Source organism: Pollutimonas bauzanensis, from assembly GCF_040393045.1.
GTDB classification, from domain to species: Bacteria; Pseudomonadota; Gammaproteobacteria; order Burkholderiales; family Burkholderiaceae_B; genus Pollutimonas; species Pollutimonas bauzanensis_A.
Genome location: NZ_JBEBUX010000094.1, coordinates 1 through 16,781 on the forward strand (window position 1 = coordinate 1; position 16,781 = coordinate 16,781).

The 16,781-nt window shown below is 57.0% G+C and carries 16 protein-coding genes; 13 read left to right on the forward strand and 3 right to left on the reverse strand.

Going from position 1 to position 16,781, the window contains the following annotated elements; all coding sequences use genetic code 11:
- Positions 1-220: 220 nt before the first annotated feature.
- The 3 genes from hpnE to hpnC all read right to left on the reverse strand — a co-directional run bounded on the left by hpnE (position 221) and on the right by hpnC (position 3,330).
- Positions 221-1,579 (reverse strand): hydroxysqualene dehydroxylase HpnE, encoded by a 1,359-nt coding sequence (hpnE, locus tag ABWO67_RS14010; protein WP_353152529.1) that lies wholly within the window; start codon positions 1,577-1,579, stop codon positions 221-223.
- Positions 1,576-2,439, reverse strand: coding sequence for a presqualene diphosphate synthase HpnD (hpnD, locus tag ABWO67_RS14015; RefSeq protein WP_353152531.1), 864 nt, complete (start codon positions 2,437-2,439; stop codon positions 1,576-1,578). Before hpnD ends, hpnE begins: the two co-directional genes overlap by 4 nt.
- Before the next feature lie 63 nt (positions 2,440-2,502).
- Positions 2,503-3,330 carry a squalene synthase HpnC gene (gene hpnC, locus ABWO67_RS14020; RefSeq protein WP_353152533.1) on the reverse strand — a complete coding sequence of 276 codons (828 nt, stop codon included), beginning with the start codon at positions 3,328-3,330 and terminating at the stop codon, positions 2,503-2,505.
- A gap of 171 nt (positions 3,331-3,501) precedes the next feature.
- On the opposite strand from hpnC, the gene alr reads away from it, so the two are divergent.
- From alr to phoU, 13 genes are all read left to right on the forward strand, one after another.
- Positions 3,502-4,632 (forward strand): alanine racemase, encoded by a 1,131-nt coding sequence (gene alr, locus ABWO67_RS14025; protein WP_353152535.1) that lies wholly within the window; start codon positions 3,502-3,504, stop codon positions 4,630-4,632.
- Between the two features lie 99 nt (positions 4,633-4,731).
- Positions 4,732-5,448 carry an SDR family oxidoreductase gene (locus ABWO67_RS14030; protein ID WP_353152537.1) on the forward strand — a complete coding sequence of 239 codons (717 nt, stop codon included), beginning with the start codon at positions 4,732-4,734 and terminating at the stop codon, positions 5,446-5,448.
- Positions 5,449-5,476: 28 nt separating this feature from the next.
- Positions 5,477-6,829 (forward strand): DNA repair protein RadA, encoded by a 1,353-nt coding sequence (gene radA, locus ABWO67_RS14035; protein WP_353152539.1) that lies wholly within the window; start codon positions 5,477-5,479, stop codon positions 6,827-6,829.
- A gap of 31 nt (positions 6,830-6,860) precedes the next feature.
- Positions 6,861-7,637 (forward strand): sulfite exporter TauE/SafE family protein, encoded by a 777-nt coding sequence (locus ABWO67_RS14040; protein WP_353152541.1) that lies wholly within the window; start codon positions 6,861-6,863, stop codon positions 7,635-7,637.
- Positions 7,638-7,641: 4 nt separating this feature from the next.
- Positions 7,642-10,146, forward strand: a complete 2,505-nt coding sequence (locus tag ABWO67_RS14045) for an ABC transporter permease (RefSeq protein ID WP_353152543.1) — start codon at positions 7,642-7,644, stop codon at positions 10,144-10,146.
- Positions 10,143-10,859, forward strand: coding sequence for a 3-deoxy-D-manno-octulosonic acid kinase (locus ABWO67_RS14050; RefSeq protein ID WP_353152545.1), 717 nt, complete (start codon positions 10,143-10,145; stop codon positions 10,857-10,859). Before ABWO67_RS14045 ends, ABWO67_RS14050 begins: the two co-directional genes overlap by 4 nt.
- Before the next feature lie 58 nt (positions 10,860-10,917).
- A complete protein-coding gene (locus ABWO67_RS14055) occupies positions 10,918-12,018 on the forward strand; it encodes a polyamine ABC transporter substrate-binding protein (RefSeq protein WP_353152546.1) in 1,101 nt (366 codons plus the stop codon).
- A gap of 4 nt (positions 12,019-12,022) precedes the next feature.
- Entirely contained in the window at positions 12,023-13,153 is a 1,131-nt protein-coding gene (locus tag ABWO67_RS14060) for an ABC transporter ATP-binding protein (protein ID WP_353152548.1), read from the forward strand.
- Positions 13,150-14,079: an ABC transporter permease subunit gene (locus ABWO67_RS14065; RefSeq protein ID WP_353152550.1), complete on the forward strand. Its 930-nt coding sequence runs from the start codon at positions 13,150-13,152 to the stop codon at positions 14,077-14,079. Before ABWO67_RS14060 ends, ABWO67_RS14065 begins: the two co-directional genes overlap by 4 nt.
- Positions 14,066-14,866 carry an ABC transporter permease subunit gene (locus ABWO67_RS14070; protein WP_353152552.1) on the forward strand — a complete coding sequence of 267 codons (801 nt, stop codon included), beginning with the start codon at positions 14,066-14,068 and terminating at the stop codon, positions 14,864-14,866. The genes ABWO67_RS14065 and ABWO67_RS14070 overlap by 14 nt, the downstream gene beginning before the upstream one ends.
- A gap of 15 nt (positions 14,867-14,881) precedes the next feature.
- Positions 14,882-15,238: a Spx/MgsR family RNA polymerase-binding regulatory protein gene (locus tag ABWO67_RS14075; RefSeq protein ID WP_353152553.1), complete on the forward strand. Its 357-nt coding sequence runs from the start codon at positions 14,882-14,884 to the stop codon at positions 15,236-15,238.
- Positions 15,239-15,253: 15 nt separating this feature from the next.
- Positions 15,254-15,937, forward strand: a complete 684-nt coding sequence (gene rpiA, locus ABWO67_RS14080; RefSeq protein ID WP_353152555.1) for a ribose-5-phosphate isomerase RpiA — start codon at positions 15,254-15,256, stop codon at positions 15,935-15,937.
- Between the two features lie 155 nt (positions 15,938-16,092).
- Positions 16,093-16,781: phosphate signaling complex protein PhoU (phoU, locus tag ABWO67_RS14085; protein ID WP_353152557.1), on the forward strand; the 689-nt coding region annotated here is incomplete at its 3' end.

Consider the following 16,781-nt stretch of genomic DNA (forward strand, 5'->3'; position numbering starts at 1 on the left):
GGGATGTTGCAGCGACTTTCGGTGGCGAGCGAGACGCACGCGAAAGGAGCCCGAATGGGCGGATGAGCGGGGCTTCGCGATGTTCGGCGCCGTAGGGCGACGAACCGTCAACGAGGAGCAAAACACCCCCTCCCAGGATCTGACACGCGTGTGTAAGGAACGATACGAACTAAGGTATGAGGAATTAGCAAACACGCACTTACCTAAATACGCAGCTCAATCAACCCAGTACGAATTGAACATCCTCGGCCGCATCCCGCCCGCTGCGTACCGCGCCCTCCAGTACCGCCGGATAACCCGTATCCGTCCAGTCTCCTGCTACCCAAACCCGTGGCCAGGGAGTACGGTTTTCAGGCCGCATCAAACCCGGCACAGCAGCAAACGTTGCCCGCTTCTCAATAATGACCTCATGCCCAACTACGTGAGGCAACGAACCAAACCGGCGGCACTGTTCCTGGACTTGCGCAATCACAGCGGCAACCGCTTGCGGCTGCGGGTGCGCCATGAAAGCACGTGCATCGCTGATTACGATATTAAGCAAGCTGCCGCTTTGTTTATGGATATCGGATAAGGCATCCCCCCGCATGAATGCGCTGCGATCAAATAGCCATTGACCAAACCATAACCGTGCAGGATCTTCCTTTAGCAGCAGCATTGCCTGCGGCAGTTTCCATGGCGTCTCCAGCTGCAGTGTCAGCGTGGCGATGGGTATGTATTCAAACGCGGCCAGCATGGCCAAGTAACGCGATCCGGATTCAGAAGGACTTAGCTGGCGCAGCAATCGATGCGTTGCCGGGGCGTTGCCTGCCACCACGACGGCGTCGTAGGGCACGCCATCAAGCGCCACTTGCGACCATCCGCCTGTCAACTGCCTTACTGCATGCCCGCAGTGAACATTCAATGTGCCAGCGGTATCCGGCGGCGCATAACGTTCGACATGGTCGGGCCACAGTTGAGATAAATCGACACGTGGTATCAGTATGTCGGAAGCAGATTTAGGGCCGCCCAGACTGTCTTGCAGGACTCGCGCAAATAATTGGGCGCAGGCTTGGTGTATCGGGGTATTGAGTGCGGCAACGCATAAGGGCAGCCAGAACATGTGTATGGCATGTGCCGATTGTTGGCCACGCGTTAACCATTGGGCCACCGTTAGTCCGGGCTGCGTCTTCCATTTCTGGCGTTTCAAGCTTTGGATAAGGGTAATCAGGCGCCAGCGCTCTGCCAGGTTCAGACCACGCATGCCGATGATCCCGCCGAGCAGGTGCAAGGGGGCGGGCAGGCGTGCCGCTCGCAATATAAAGCTGCCGTCCGCCGCTTCCAGGGCGAGCGGTTCTCGATACAGCAAGAAACCTGGATCAAGGCCTAGTTCTTGCATCAAGGCCTGCGTTTCTGTGTAGGCCCCCAGCAAGATATGCTGGCCGTTATCGATACGGGTTTGAAGCGCGGGCGATTGCACTCCTCGTGCTCGCCCTCCGAGTGTGCGGGCGGCCTCGAAGACCGTAACGGAAAAACCGCGTTGCCGCAGTCGAACCGCTGCGCTCAGGCCTGCCCAGCCGCCGCCGATGACGGCAATATTCATCGACTCAGGCGCTTGACCAGGCCGCGCCCGCCGCCGACCCATACTTTCCAGGCCAGCCAGAATTTTCGTATCGGTGTCAGCGAAATTCGTTGGTCAAGTACTTGCCAGTTATCGCGTTCGATTTCGTCCAGCAGGGTGTAGTAAATCGCTGCCATCATCAGGCCAGGGCGCTGGGCGCGGCGATCAACTTCAGGTAGGGCTTGCATGGCCTCCCGATAGCATTGCTTGGCCCTGTCGGTTTGGAAGCGCATCAATTCGACAAAGCGATCAGAGTGCTGACGGTCGATGATTTCCGAGGCCTTCACGTTGAACTTCTGCATGTCATCGACAGGCAGGTAAATACGGCCCCGCCTGGCATCGTCGCCGACGTCCCTGATGATGTTGGTCAGTTGGAAAGCCAGGCCCAGTTTTTCGGCATAGACCAGGGTTTGGGGCTGGGTATAGCCAAAAATGCTGGCCGACAATTCGCCCACTACGCCGGCGGCGTGCCAGCAGTACTTTCGTAGTCCGGGCCAGTCCAGGTAGCGGGTCTGATCCAGATCCATTTCCATGCCCTCGATGACTGCCAGCAAGCGGGCCTGGCTTAGGTCGTAGTTAAGCACATGCGGCGCCAGAGCCTGCATGACGGGATGCTCTGTGTGGCCTTTGTGCAGTTGCTCGACCTGGGTTCGCCACCACGCCAGTTTCATGCGCGCAACCGACGGCTCGTTGCTGTTGTCGACGACATCGTCGACTTCCCGGCAAAAAGCATACAGGGCGGTGATGGCTTTGCGCTGTTCTGGCGGCAAAAACAAAAAGGAATAATAAAAACTGGAGCCGCTTTGAGCGGCTTTATTCTGGCAATATTCGTCGGGGCTCATACGTTGTCGTAGCGGGGCTAGTGTTAGGCGTTGCTGGTGTTCCGGTCTTGCACAAGGGGTGGCTCAGCCCAGTGCGCGCCAGAATAGCAAAATCCAATCGCGTTTTTGCAGCGTTGGGCGGTGAAAGAATATGTCGTAGTGTAATTGGTCGAGACGATCAAGGATACGTAAACCCCCGTGAACGACCAGCTTTAATTCAAATCCGATTCGTCCGGGCAGCCGTTGTGTCAAGGGCAAGCCGGCAAGCAGTTGCTCGCGTGCCTGCTGTACCTGGGCTTGCATCAGTGCCTGCCAGGCGGGGTCCGTGTGCAATTTCTGGCTAATATGGCTTTCACCTACGCCGTAATGTTTTAGCTTGCTTTGCGGCAAGTAGACACGCTCTTTCTGCCAGTCGATGGCGACATCCTGCCAGAAGTTGGTAAGTTGCAAGCCGGTGCAGATCGAGTCTGCCTGCGCCAGGTTGCCGGGCGTTGCGGCCTGATACAGATGGAGCATCAGGCGGCCTACGGGGTTGGCCGACCGCCGGCAATAGTCGAACAGCTCGGCATCGTCGTTGTAGCGGGTGGTGACAACGTCTTGTTCGAAAGCCGAGATCAGGTCAAGAAAGGGTTCCATGGGCAGGGCGTATTGCCTGATGCTTTCGGCCAGCGGTTCAAAAACAGGTGTTCTTGCATCGCCGGGGGGAAGCGTCAGCGACCCTGCCTGGATCTGCAGCAGGGCGTCGCGGTAGCCGGCCAGTTGTGCCAGGCGCTGATCAGGTGTGGCGTTGCCTTCATCGGCGATATCGTCCGCGCTGCGTGCATAACGGTATATGTTCCTGACGGGAACCCGCAGGCGGCGCGGCAGCAACAAAGATGCCACAGGAAAGTTTTCATAGTGATCGACGGCCATAGGCGGTGAGTATAAGACATGGCTGTCAAGAAAACGCGACCTCGCGCAGGTTGCTTAGGCAAGCCTTCTGGCCGTACCATCTAGGCTTTTCGAGGACGCCTTGTTCCGAGGTGCTTTTCGGACTGTACTTTTCTTGTCAATGGCATTATTGCGGCCCGCAAAGGAAGACTCATGCCACGTCCTATTTCGGCAACGATTTCGTTGTCGTCCCTAAGCCATAATTTAAGGGTTGTGGCGCAACAGCTTGACGGCACCGCTGCGCAAGTGAAACGGCCCCGGCCCAACATCTGGGCCGTGATCAAAGCCAATGCCTACGGGCACGATATTGACAATGCCATCCGGGGTTTCAGCCAGGCCGAGGGCCTGGCCATGCTTGACCTGAACGAAGCCGTGCGCTGTCGCGAAGCGGGCTGGGAACGGCCTATTCTGTTATTGGAAGGGTTTTTCGAGCCTGCTGATATTGCCATATTGGATCACTATCGTCTGGCCACGGCCGTGCACTGTAAAGAGCAGGTCGATATGTTGGCGGCAGCCAAGGTCGCCCACCCCATCGACGCCTTTGTAAAGCTCAATTCCGGTATGGGCCGCCTGGGGTTTCCAGAGGAGGATTACCGTGCCGCCTACGAGCAGGTACAAACCCTGCAGGCGTGCGGCATCTTGAACAGCCTGGGGAAAATGACTCACTTTGCCCGGGCCGATGACGATCCCGTAACCACCCAGCAGCAGTTGCAGGTGTTTAATCAACTGACCCAGGGGCTGCCTGGCAAGGTCAGCGTGTGTAATTCCGCAGCTACCTTGACACCGGGTTTGTGGGCCTCGCTTCCCGATCACCAGGAACAATGGGTCAGGCCCGGCATATGCCTGTATGGCGCCTCGCCATTCGCCGACAAGTCCGCTGCTGCTCTGGGCTTGCGGCCGGCCATGACCTTATCGGCCAAGCTGATCAGCCTGCGGAATATACCCATTGGCGCCGGAATCGGTTATGGCCATGCTTTTACCGCTGCCGCGCCTATGCGCATAGGCATTGTGGCTTGTGGTTATGCCGATGGCTACCCGCGCCATGCCGGCACCGGCACGCCTATTACCGTAGATGGGGTGCGCACGCGTCTACTGGGCAGGGTTTCGATGGACATGCTGGCTGTCGACCTGACCGGGATCCCGCAAGCTAGCGTAGGTTCGCCTGTGGTGCTTTGGGGTGAGGGCGGGCCTTCAGTCGACGAAGTGGCGCAGGCTGCCGGTACGATAGGCTATGAATTATTGTGCGCCGTTGCGGCCCGGGTGCCTAAAATTGTCATTTGCTGACAGCAGGCAAGCGCAAATTGGAGTTTAATCGCAGAATTCGTACTGTTGTCGTCGGACATGTCGGGAAGAGTGGTTCGACTGACCTTGAAAGGAAATTGCGTGAAGAATAAATGTGTACTGGTAACGGGCGCTACAAAAGGGATAGGATGGGCGATCAGCCGGCGTCTGGCCGACTTGGGTTGCCATGTCGTGGGTCTGGCCCGGCACACACAGGATATCGATTTTCCTGGTTATCTGTATTCCTGCGATTTGCACAATGCGGGTGAAACCGAAGACGTGCTGCGCGTCATACGCGAAAAGTATCCTGTCGATGCCGTAGTCAATAATGTCGGCTTGGTCATGCCGGAACCCTTGGGTGAAGTCGATCTGGCTTCGCTTTATCATGTATTCGATCTGAATGTCCGTGTTGCGGTGCAGGTAACGCAAACTTTTATTCCTTCGATGAAGGCGCGTAAAGAGGGCCGCATCGTGAATATATGCAGCCGTGTCACGCATGGTGCGGTCAATCGCACCAGTTATTCCGCCGCCAAAAGCGCCCTGATCGGCTGTACCAAGACCTGGGCCCTTGAACTGGCTGCTTATGGCATTACGGTAAATGCTGTGTCGCCAGGTCCTGTAGATACTGAATTATTTCGTGCTGGGCATCCCGAAGGGGGCGACGCCGAAAAGAAAGCCTTGGCCTCCATACCTATGGGCCGATTGGGCCAGCCGGCCGAAGTGGCCGCGGCAGTTACCTTTTTACTGGGCGACGAGGCAAGTTTTATTACCGGGCAGGTTCTGGGGGTGGACGGCGGCGGCAGCCTTGCCGGACGGTAGCAGCGCCTTGGCCGGTTAAACTCGCTGCATGGCCAAATCAAAAACCTTATTTATTTGTAGCGAATGCGGTGGCACTTGCCCGAAGTGGGAGGGTAAGTGTCCGCACTGCAACGCGTGGAACACACTGGAAGAGTCCCGCGACCCGGGCGTTGCTACGCATCGGTTTGCGCCGTTGGCCGGAGCCAGCCCCATACGCAGCCTGGCTGAAATTGAAGCGCGCGAGTTGCCGCGTCAGCCTACCGGTATCTCCGAATTTGACCGGGTGCTGGGCGGCGGTTTGGTTACCGGCGCAGTGGTGCTGATCGGTGGCGACCCAGGCATAGGCAAGTCGACCTTGCTGCTGCAGGCGTTGGTGTCGTTGTCGCATGTGGTCAAAGTCTTGTATGTAACCGGTGAGGAATCGGCGGAACAGGTCGCCCTGCGAGCCAGGCGGCTGGAATTGGCGACCGGCGACGTCGATCTGCTTGCCGAGATTCGTCTTGAGGCGATTATTGCCGCCCTGGTCGAGCGGCGCCCTAGTGTGGCGGTCATTGACTCAATACAAACCCTATATTCCAGCGAGCTTAGCGCTGCGCCCGGCTCAGTGTCGCAAGTGCGGGAGTGTGCGGCCCAGTTGACCCGCCTGGCCAAGCAAACCGGCATTACGATTGTGCTGATAGGGCACGTTACCAAGGACGGCACGTTGGCCGGGCCGCGGGTTCTGGAACACATTGTCGATACTGTCCTCTATTTCGAGGGTGATACGCACTCTTCGTTCCGATTGATAAGGGCTTTCAAAAATCGTTTCGGCGCGGTCAACGAGCTTGGTGTTTTCGCCATGACGGATCGGGGTCTGCGCGGCGTTGCCAACCCGTCGGCCTTGTTCTTGTCGCAACACGAACAGGATGTCGCGGGGTCATGCGTCATGGCAACCCAAGAAGGCACGCGTCCGCTATTGGTGGAAATCCAGGCTTTGGTTGATACGGCCCACGTGCCTAACCCGCGCCGGCTGTCGGTTGGGCTCGAGGGCACGCGGCTGGCTATGTTGCTGGCCGTCTTGCATCGGCATGCCGGCGTCGTTACCTTCGATCAGGATGTCTTTGTCAATGCGGTGGGCGGCGTAAAAATTACCGAACCCGCCGCCGACCTCGCCGTATTGCTGGCGATTATGTCATCGTTGCGCGATAAGCCTTTGCCCAAGGGGCTGGTGGTGTTCGGCGAAGTGGGTTTGGCCGGGGAAATTCGTCCCGCGCCACGGGGCCAGGAACGGCTCAAAGAGGCCGCCAAGCTAGGCTTTAGCGTGGCACTTATTCCTAAGGCGAATGCGCCCAGGCAGCCCATAGAAGGACTGGAAATTTGGGCGGTCGATCGTGTGGAATCGGCCATAGATCGCTTGCGCTAAGGCTGTTGAGCAGCTTGTTTAGGGGTATGTCTTGGATTGGTATGTCGTTGCAATAGGGTGCTTGTTGTCTGGCGCTCTGATCGGGTTTACGGGCGGTGTGCTGGGCATAGGGGGCGGGCTGCTGGCCATTCCCTTGCTGGGGTTGTTCTTGAATATGGATCAGCAAGCTGCCCAGGGAACGGCGCTCATCATGGTGTTGCCAGCCGTACTCATGACGGTACGCAAGTACAACCAAAATGCGAAAATCAATTTTCGTGCGGCAGGGGCCGGGGCCGCTGGTTCTATCGTTTTTACCTGGGTCGGCGCGCAAATTGCGCTTGGGATTGATCCTGTCCTCTTGCGTCGGATCTATGCCATTTTTGTTTTGGGCATCGCCGTGTTCTATCTTTATCAAAGCAGGCGCTCCAGCCAGCCGAACAAGCCCCAAAAGCCCCGGCGAAACGTTGAGGACTTCCATAAGGGATGGTTTGCGCTGATAGGCATGATTGCGGGCTTGGCAGGCGGTGTTTTCGGTGTTGGCGGCTCGGTGCTGGTAGTGCCCATTCTGACCACGGTGTTTCGCTTGACGCAAACCGGTGCGCAGGCGCTGGCCCTGACCATGATTGTGCCCGGTACCTTTGTGGCGCTTTTCGCGTATGCTGCGCATGGCCAGGCCGACTGGCTGGTCGGCATACCGATGGCGTTGGGCAGCATTTTCTTCGTGTCCTACGGCGTCAGACTCGCGTACTCATTGCCTGAACCGCGCTTGAAGCTGGTCTTTGCTTGTATGCTTCTGGTTATCATGGTTTTGCTACTTATAAAGGCCTGATTTCATGCATGCAAGCCGATTTTCCAATGTTTTTCTGGGTGTGCGCGCCTTTCGCCGCGACTGGCATTCGGGGGAAATACGCCTCTTGATGCTGGCTTTGGTGATTGCCGTGGCGGCAGTCACCAGCGTGGGCTTTCTGGCCGACCGCGTAGGTCGCGCGCTTGAGCGCGATTCGGCGCAAATGCTGGGCGGCGATCTGGCCTTGCAGTCCGACGAGCCGATCACTGCTGGTTTTCTGGCGCAGGCTGGCGCCTTGCATCTGGATACGGCGCAGACGCTCCAGTTTCCGTCCATGATAAGCAGCGGCGACCATACTCACTTGGTGGCCCTCAAGGCCGTTTCCGAAGGCTATCCTTTGCGCGGCCAACTACGTCTGGCGGATACGCCGGCCGGCAAGGGCGAAGCGCATCAGCAATTGCCCGAAGCGGGAACGGTTTGGGTAGATCCCCAGGTGCTCAGCTTGTTGGGTATTTCATTGGGCGACAAAATTACCGTGGGCGATTCGCGCATGACGGTAACTCGTGTCATTGCCTACGAGCCCGACAGGGGCATGCAGTTTGTCAACGTAGCGCCTCGCGTGATGCTGGGATTGCCTGACTTGCCCGCTACCGGTTTGCTCGCGCCTGGAAGCCGGGTAGGCTATCAGTTGCTGGTGGCGGGTTCGGCGGATGCCGTCAGCGCCTACAAAGGCTGGCTGAACGCCAACATGAAGCGTGGGCAAAAGCTCAGCACCCTTGAGGATAACCGGCCGGAAGTCCAGCGAGCGCTGGTTCGCGCGCATCAGTTCCTGATACTGGTTGCCTTGCTCACGGTGATGATTGCCGCCGTGGCGGTTGCATTGGCCGCACGGCGCTTCAGCCTGCGACATCAGGATGGTATCGCCATCATGCGTTGCCTGGGCGCCAGCAAGACACAGCTGACCACCATGCTGTGGTCGCAATTCCTATTGCTGGCAGTGATCGCATCTTCGATAGGCGCATTGGCTGGCTATGCCGTGCATGAGGGCTTGGTTGCCATAGTTGCCGACTGGATCGATACCAGTTTGCCTGCAGCGTCGGTGCTGCCGGCATTGCAAGGGTTGGTTACTGGCCTATTGCTATTACTGGGATTCGCGCTTCCGCCGCTGGCGACCTTACGCCAAGTTCCTCCGGCCAGGGTATTGCGGCGCGATGCCTCTATAACCGTCGTCAAGCGCTGGCCGGCATATAGCCTGGGTCTTGCCGCATTTTTCGCGCTGATAGTCTGGATATCCGGGGATATGCGATTAAGCCTGGTGGTGTCTGCTGGCTTCCTGACAGCCTTTTTTGCCTTTGCTGCCCTGGCTTACGTATTGGTACGGGCGCTGGGTTTTATGCGATACCGGGTCAACGGCCATCCCGCGTTGCGGTTTGCGCTAGCCGGTATGGCGCGCCGCCGCGGCCTTACGGTGACTCAGTTGTGTTCTTTAAGCATGGGGTTGATGATATTGCTCTTGCTGGCCATTACACGCACCGATTTGTTGCAAGGCTGGCAAAACACCTTGCCGCCGGGCGCTCCCAATACGTTTCTTATTAACATTCAGCCTGATCAGCGCGCTGCTGTCGTGGATAGCCTCAAGCAGGCCGGCGTCCACGATCCGCTGCTCTCGCCCATGATTCGAGGCAGGCTGCTGGCCATCAACAAGAAGCCTGTCGATTCCGCCAGCTACACCGATGACCGCGCCAGGCGACTGGTAGATCGGGAGTTCAACCTGTCATATACGGATGTCTTGCCTTCCAGCAATAAAATGGTGGAGGGGCGTTGGCTGAACCCCGATAAACCCGAGGTCTCGCTGGAAAGCGGCTTGGCCAAAACGCTGGGTATCAACGTGAACGACAGCTTGACGTTCGACGTGGCGGGTCGGCCCATAGACGTGACGGTAAGCGGCGTGCGGGAAGTGAAATGGGATTCCTTCCAGGCGAATTTCTTCGCCATCACGAGTCCCGTTGCCTTGAAGGACGCACCGGCGACCTTCATGACATCCATGTACGTGCCTGCCTCCGAGCCCGAGCTGACACAGAATCTGATCCGTCTCTTTCCCAACTTGACGGTTTTCGACGTGGGATCGATATTGGGTCAGGTGCAGCATGTGCTGGATCAAGTAGTGCGGGCCGTGCAGTTGTTGTTTGTGTTTACCGTATTGGCGGGTGTCCTGGTGCTGGGCGCTGCCTTATTTTCGACCCGCGACGAGCGTATGCACGAAGTTGCGGTACTGCGCGCACTAGGCGCTAGCGGACGCCAATTGGCTGCCGCCTTGCGTATAGAATTGCTGGTGCTGGGGGCTATGGCCGGTTTGCTGGCAGCCTTCGGCGCCGTGGCGATCGCGTGGGTGCTGGCCGACCAGGTTTTTGATTTCACCCTGACATTGTCGTGGTGGCCCTGGGCTGTGGGCATGGCCATAGGCATGCTGGCTTCGACTATAGGGGGCAGCATGGCGCTATCCGGAATATTGAAAACGCCGCCTTTGGTGTCGTTGCGAGAGGCTGTATGACCATTGCTATTCAACCCCGTGATCTCATCTCTTCTGCGGGAGCCATGCGCTACGATGCCAGTCGTATTACAGAGCCAGGCCTGTTCTTGTTCGATCCTGCCGCATCGCAGCTTCAAGCCAGTACCGTCGGTGAAGGCGGCCGCCAGGCAGCCTGGTTCGTGAAAGGCGAATTCGGCCAGGGCGTATTGCGCCATTATCGGCGGGGCGGACTGATCTCCAAGTTCAGCACCAACAGTTATATCTGGACGGGCGCCGATACAACTCGGTCATTTGCCGAGTTTGACCTTTTGCAGTTGATGCATCAGCGTGGGCTTGCTGTACCCAGGCCTCTTGCCGCAGCTTATTGGCGCCAGGGGCTGACCTATCGCGCTGCCATCTTGGTCGAAAGAATACCCGGCGTTCAAGCTTTAGCCCAGGTTCTGGCCGTTGGCAGGCAGGCAGCAGTGGCACAGGCTATTTTTGCCATGCATGAATTGGGGGTATGGCATTCCGACCTGAATGCCTACAATATCTTGCTCGATCAGCAGGACAAGGTCTGGCTCATCGATTTCGACAAGTGCCGGGTGCGGGCCTTGTCCCTGGAGCGTAGGCAAGCCAATCTTTTGCGTTTGCGCCGTTCCCTGGTCAAGGTAGCCGATACCGAGGGTATGTTGTGGTGGGGCGGGCTAAGCCAGGCTTACGATGCGCTTGTACGGGCCAAAGGGCTACTTTAGTCGGGAAAAAGCTTTATCATCTCGCTTTTTGTTTTTTGTATTGTCTGGGGGGCTCGCAATGAAATTCAGCATAGCGAAACGACTGCTGCTGGGCACGGCGCTTACCGCCGCAATGTCGACGGTATGGGCGCAAAACAAGGTAGTTAATGTCTATAACTGGGCGGAATATACCGCGCCGGATACGATTTCGGGCTTTCAGGAAGCGACTGGCATCAAGGTGCGCTACGACGTCTACGACAGCAACGATACCTTGCAGGCCAAGTTGCTGACGGGCAAGTCTGGCTACGACGTTGTGGTGCCTTCTACCCACTATGCCGCTCGTCAGATTGAAGGCGGCTTGTTCCAGAAGCTGGACAAAACAAAGATCCCTAATTGGAAGTATCTGGATCCTGACATCATGGATCTGGTGGCGTCCGTCGACCCTGGCAATGAGTATCTTGTTCCTTGGGGATACGGCACAAATGGCTTGGGCTACAACGTCAGCAAGGTCAAGGAAATCATGGGGCCGGAAGCGCCCCTGGATAGCTGGGACATGCTCTTTAAGCCCGAGAATGCGGAAAAGCTTAAAGCTTGCGGCATTTCCGTGCTGGACGAAGCCGCACAAGTCTTCCCGGCTGTATTGCACTACTTGGGCAAAGATCCCAACAGCAGCCAGCCTGATGACTACAAGCAGGCGCTGGAACTGCTGAAATCCATACGGCCCTATATCAGGCAGTTCAGTTCTTCGGGTTATATCGATGAGCTGGCGGGCGGCGACTTGTGCATGGTGTACGGCTTTTCGGGCGATGTCATGATTGCACGGCATCGGGCGCGTGAGGCCAAGAAAGATTACATCGTGGACTACTACATTCCCAAGGGCGGTGCGCCTGCCTGGTTCGACACCATGGCCATCCCCAAAGGGGCGGCCAATGTCGACGAGGCGCTGGCATTCATCAATTACATTGAAACGCCCCAGGTGCATGCGGCAATCACAAACACCATGTTCTACCCCAATGCCAACAAAGAAGCGCGCAAGTATGTCGTCAAGGACGTGGCCGATAATCCCATGATTTATCCGCCTGCCGACGTGGCGAAAACCTTGTACGTGATCAAACCACAGCCTCTGGCCATCCAGCGCCTACAAACGCGCATGTGGGCAGAACTCAAATCGGGAAGGTAGTCGCATGCTGGATGCCCGTACTGTAGCCGCTTCCTGGTCGGGGGACGCTGACGAATTTGTACGCGTCGAAGAGGTGGTCAAGATATTCGGCGATACCGTTGCCGTGAATTCGGTCAGTATGTCCGTACGGCGTCATGAAGTCTTCGCTTTGCTGGGCAGTTCCGGCTGCGGGAAATCGACGCTGTTGCGCATGTTGGCAGGCTTCGAAGAAGTGACATCAGGCCGCATCTTTCTTGACAACGAGGACATCACCAGCCTGCCGCCGTATCGCCGGCCGGTAAACATGATGTTTCAGTCGTACGCGCTCTTTCCGCACATGACGGTCGAGGCCAATGTGGCGTTTGGGCTTAAGCAAGAGGGCGTGCCCAAGAACGAGATTCATGATCGTGTCTTCGAGGCCCTGGATCTCGTGCAAATGGGCAGCTATGCCCGTCGCAAGCCGCAGCAAATGTCGGGGGGGCAGCAGCAGCGGGTGGCATTGGCGCGCAGCTTGGTCAAGCGACCCAAGCTTTTGCTCCTCGATGAGCCTATGTCGGCGCTGGACAAGCAAATACGCCAGAAAACCCAAATTGAACTGGCCAAGATTCTTGATCAGGTCGGGGTGACCTGCATCATGGTGACGCACGACCAGGAAGAAGCCATGACCATGGCGCATCGACTGGCCGTCATGTCGGAAGGGCAGATCATTCAGTCTGGTACGCCGCACGATGTCTATGCCTTCCCCAATTCCCGTTTCGTGGCCGGCTTCATCGGGTCGACCAATCTGTTCACCGGCACTATCGTGGTAGACGAGTCCGACCATGTCCTGATCGAAAGCGGCGAGCTCACCCGCCCCTTATACGTTGATCATGGCATCAGCGAGCCGCTGGGCATGGAGGTCCATGTGTCGGTGCGCCCGGAACATATCCGGGTGTTGCGCGCCCAGCCCGAGTCTGAGTCCAATTGGGGGCATGGCATGGTCAGTCATGTCGCCTGGATGGGAAGCTATGCCAGGTACCAGATACGTCTTGACTCAGGGGCAGTAATCGAGGCCACCGTTCCCAGCCAAGTGTTGGCGCAAGCCGACGCGCCCGGCCTGGATGATGAAGTATTCGCCAGTTGGTCCAGCGACAGCGCGACCGTATTGACATCATGAAAAAGTTTTCCTGGCGGCAGGTTTGGCCGACCGCAAGAACACTCGCCATTGCTCCGCCTTTCCTGTGGCTGACCCTGTTCTTGCTGGTTCCCTTTTTTCTGGTCTTGAAAATAAGCTTCGCCGACCTGAAGTTCGGCATACCGCCCTATACCGCGCTGACCGAGATCAAAGACCAGACCTTGTCGCTGGTATTGAATCTGCGCGGCTATGCCTTGTTGTTCAGCGATAGCCTGTACATCGCCACCTACCTTAACTCGGTCAAGATGGCAGCCATCACGACGCTGTGCTGCGCGCTGATTGGCTATCCGATGGCGTATTACATTGCGCGTTCGCATCCATCGATACGCAATGTCTTGTTGCTAGGCGTCATTCTTCCGTTCTGGACTTCGCTGCTATTGCGTGTGTATGCTTGGGTGGGCATTCTGCGCAACGACGGGTTGCTGAACAAACTGCTGCAATGGCTGGGCCTCATCAGTGCGCCGCTGGAAATCTACCGTACCGACCTGGCCGTCTATATCGGGCTGATTTACGCCTATCTGCCATTCTTTATTTTGCCGCTGTATGCCAATCTGGTTAAGCTGGACACGCGCTTGCTAGAGGCCGCCTACGATCTGGGGGCGCGGCCATGGCGCGCGTTTCTTAGCGTGACCCTGCCTATGTCCATGCCTGGTGTCATTGCCGGTGCAATGCTCGTGTTCATTCCTTCGGTGGGTGAATACGTGATTCCGGAAATGCTGGGCGGCGCCAATACCCTGATGATGGGGCGGGTCATGTGGACCGAATTCTTCAATAACGCCGATTGGCCGATGGCGGCGGCGGTAACGTGTGTCATGGTGCTGCTGTTGCTGGTGCCGCTGGTCATCTTCCAATACAACCAGGTCAAACAGCTGGAAGTGCATAAACGGAGGCGTCATGACCCGGCCTAATCCAGTCCTTCGCGCCGCTGTGCTCGCAGTGGGGTATTCGTTTCTGTATATACCCATACTGTGCCTGATGGCGTTTTCATTCAATGATTCCGCCATGATGACGTCATGGACGGGGTTTTCGTTTAAGTGGTACGTTGAGCTGTTCAACGATCAGGCGTTGCTTGCCGCAGCCAGGCTGTCACTGCTGATTGCCGCCTTGACCGCTACGGCGGCGGTGATCATTGGCACCTGGGCCGGCTACGTACTGGCGCGCATGGGACGCTTCCGTGGCTTTGCGCTGTACATCGGTATGCTTAGCGCTCCCTTGGTCATGCCCGAGGTCGTGCTGGGTATTTCATTGTTGCTAATGTTCGTCGAAGTCAGCGAATTATTCGGGTGGCCCGCCGGTAACGGCATTTTCACCATTTGGGTTGGGCATGTCACGCTGTGCATGGCCTATGTGGCGGTCATTATCCAATCGCGCATCCGTGATCTGGATCGTTCCCTGGAAGAGGCCGCCCTGGATTTGGGCGCCACACCGCTCAAGGTGTTTTTTGTAATTACCTTGCCCCTGATTGTTCCCGCGCTTCTGGCTGCCTGGCTGCTGGCTTTTACCCTGTCGCTGGACGACGTGGTGATTGCTTCGTTCTTGTCGGGACCGGGCTACACTACCTTGCCTCTCGAGGTTTTTTCCAGGGTACGCCTTGGGCTAAAGCCCGAAATCAATGCGTTGGCCACCTTGTTCATGCTCGCGGTAGGCATTGCCGTCGTTGTGGCCAACCGTATGCAATGGCGCAAAAAATCTTAGCAAAGGAAAGTTATTATGGATGCCGTCCAGCTTTATGGCTTGAAAAATTGCAGTACTTGCGTAAAGGCCATGAAATGGCTGGAACAGCAGCAGGTCAAGTTTGAGTTTACCGATTATCGCGATCACCCCGTGGCTGCGGCGCAGCTGCACAAATGGGCCGACGAGCTCGGCGGTTGGGAAAAACTGGTGAATCGTGCCTCCATGACTTGGCGCAATCTGCCCGAAGACCGTAAAACGGCGAGCACTGCCCAACAATGGCAGGATTTGATCGCCGAGTTCCCGACCCTGATCAAGCGGCCGGTAACAGTTGCACAACATGGCAGCGTCAGCGTTGGCTTTTCCGAAAAGAAATACAGCGAACTCTTTATCTAACTACGAACCCATCCCATGCTTACCCAAACAGAACTCAAACAGAACGTTGCCAGCGCCGCCATTGAGTACGTGCTGCCATGGCTCACACCGGACACCATACTTGGCGTAGGCACAGGCTCCACGGTCGACCTTTTCATCGACGCGCTGGCGCCCTATAAAGATCGTTTTCTGGGGGCTGCGTCCAGTTCGGAGCGCAGCTCGGCGCGCCTGGAGGCCTTGGGCATAAAAGTATTCGACCTGAACCAGGTCCAGGGCATGCCTTTGTATGTTGATGGCGCCGACGAGATCGATCAGGGCCTGAATATGATCAAAGGCGGCGGCGGGGCACTTACCCGAGAAAAAATAGTGGCTTCCGTTGCCGATCAATTTGTGTGCATCGTTGATGAGTCCAAAGTTGTGGAGTGCCTTGGACGCTTCCCCCTGCCGGTCGAAGTCATTCCCATGGCGCGGGAAGCCGTAGCGCGCCGTTTAAGCGAATTGGGGGGCAAGCCTGCATTGCGCGAGGGCTTCACAACCGATAACGGGTGCCAGATACTGGACGTGTCTGGTTTGGCCATTACTGAGCCTGCCAAGCTGGAATCGTTGATCAACGATATCCCTGGCGTCGTCTGCTGTGGCCTGTTCGCGCTCGCCGGGGCTGACGTCGTGTTGGTCTCAACACAAGACGGCGTGCGCAGGCTGGATAAAAACCCGTCATAATCACGTCATATTTAACGTGTAGTCTTGCGGCACTAACGATGGCAACCTGGTAGCGGCTTTATGCCGCATGGCCTATGGCATATAGTAAACACACAGTAGTGGGCTATGGTGCTACGCTACATACTTATTCACTCCTGCAATGACTGAAGGCTGACATGTCCGAGCATACCAACAAGCAATTTACTTCCGACCTCGAGACGACGCGCTCCCTGTTTTTGCAGATGGGCGGCTTGGTCGAGGCCATGGTCAAAGATGGCATGGAAGCCCTGGCCACTGGCGACCTGAATCTTGTCGATCAGGTACGCGAACGTGAAAAAGAGGTTAACCGCCTTGAAGTCGAAATCGACGAGCGTATCGGTTTGTTGATCGCACGCAATCAACCTACGGCCGGCGATTTGCGGTTGTTGCTCTCGGTTTCCAAAATGCTTACAGATATGGAGCGTTGCGGGGACGAGGCAGAGAAAATCGCCAAGATGGCGCGACGCCTGCATGAGGCAGATTCGCCTTATGAGCCTGTGGTCGAGCTTCGGCACATGGCTGGTTATGTCACGACTATGATCCGCGATTCGCTGGACGCGTTTGCCCGCCAGGATCCCATGCATGCTGCCCAGGTGGTGCGCAACGACAAGGAAGTAGACAAGGAATGGAAGGGCGCACTGCGTCATATCATTACCTACATGATCGAAGATCCGCGCACCATTTCACGTTCGATCGATCTTATCTTTATTGCCCGGGCGCTGGAGCGTATTGGCGATCATGCGAAGAACATGTCGGAACGGGTCATTTACATGGTTCGTGGCGATGACGTGCGCCATACCGGCATCAAGAACACCGAGCGCATGGC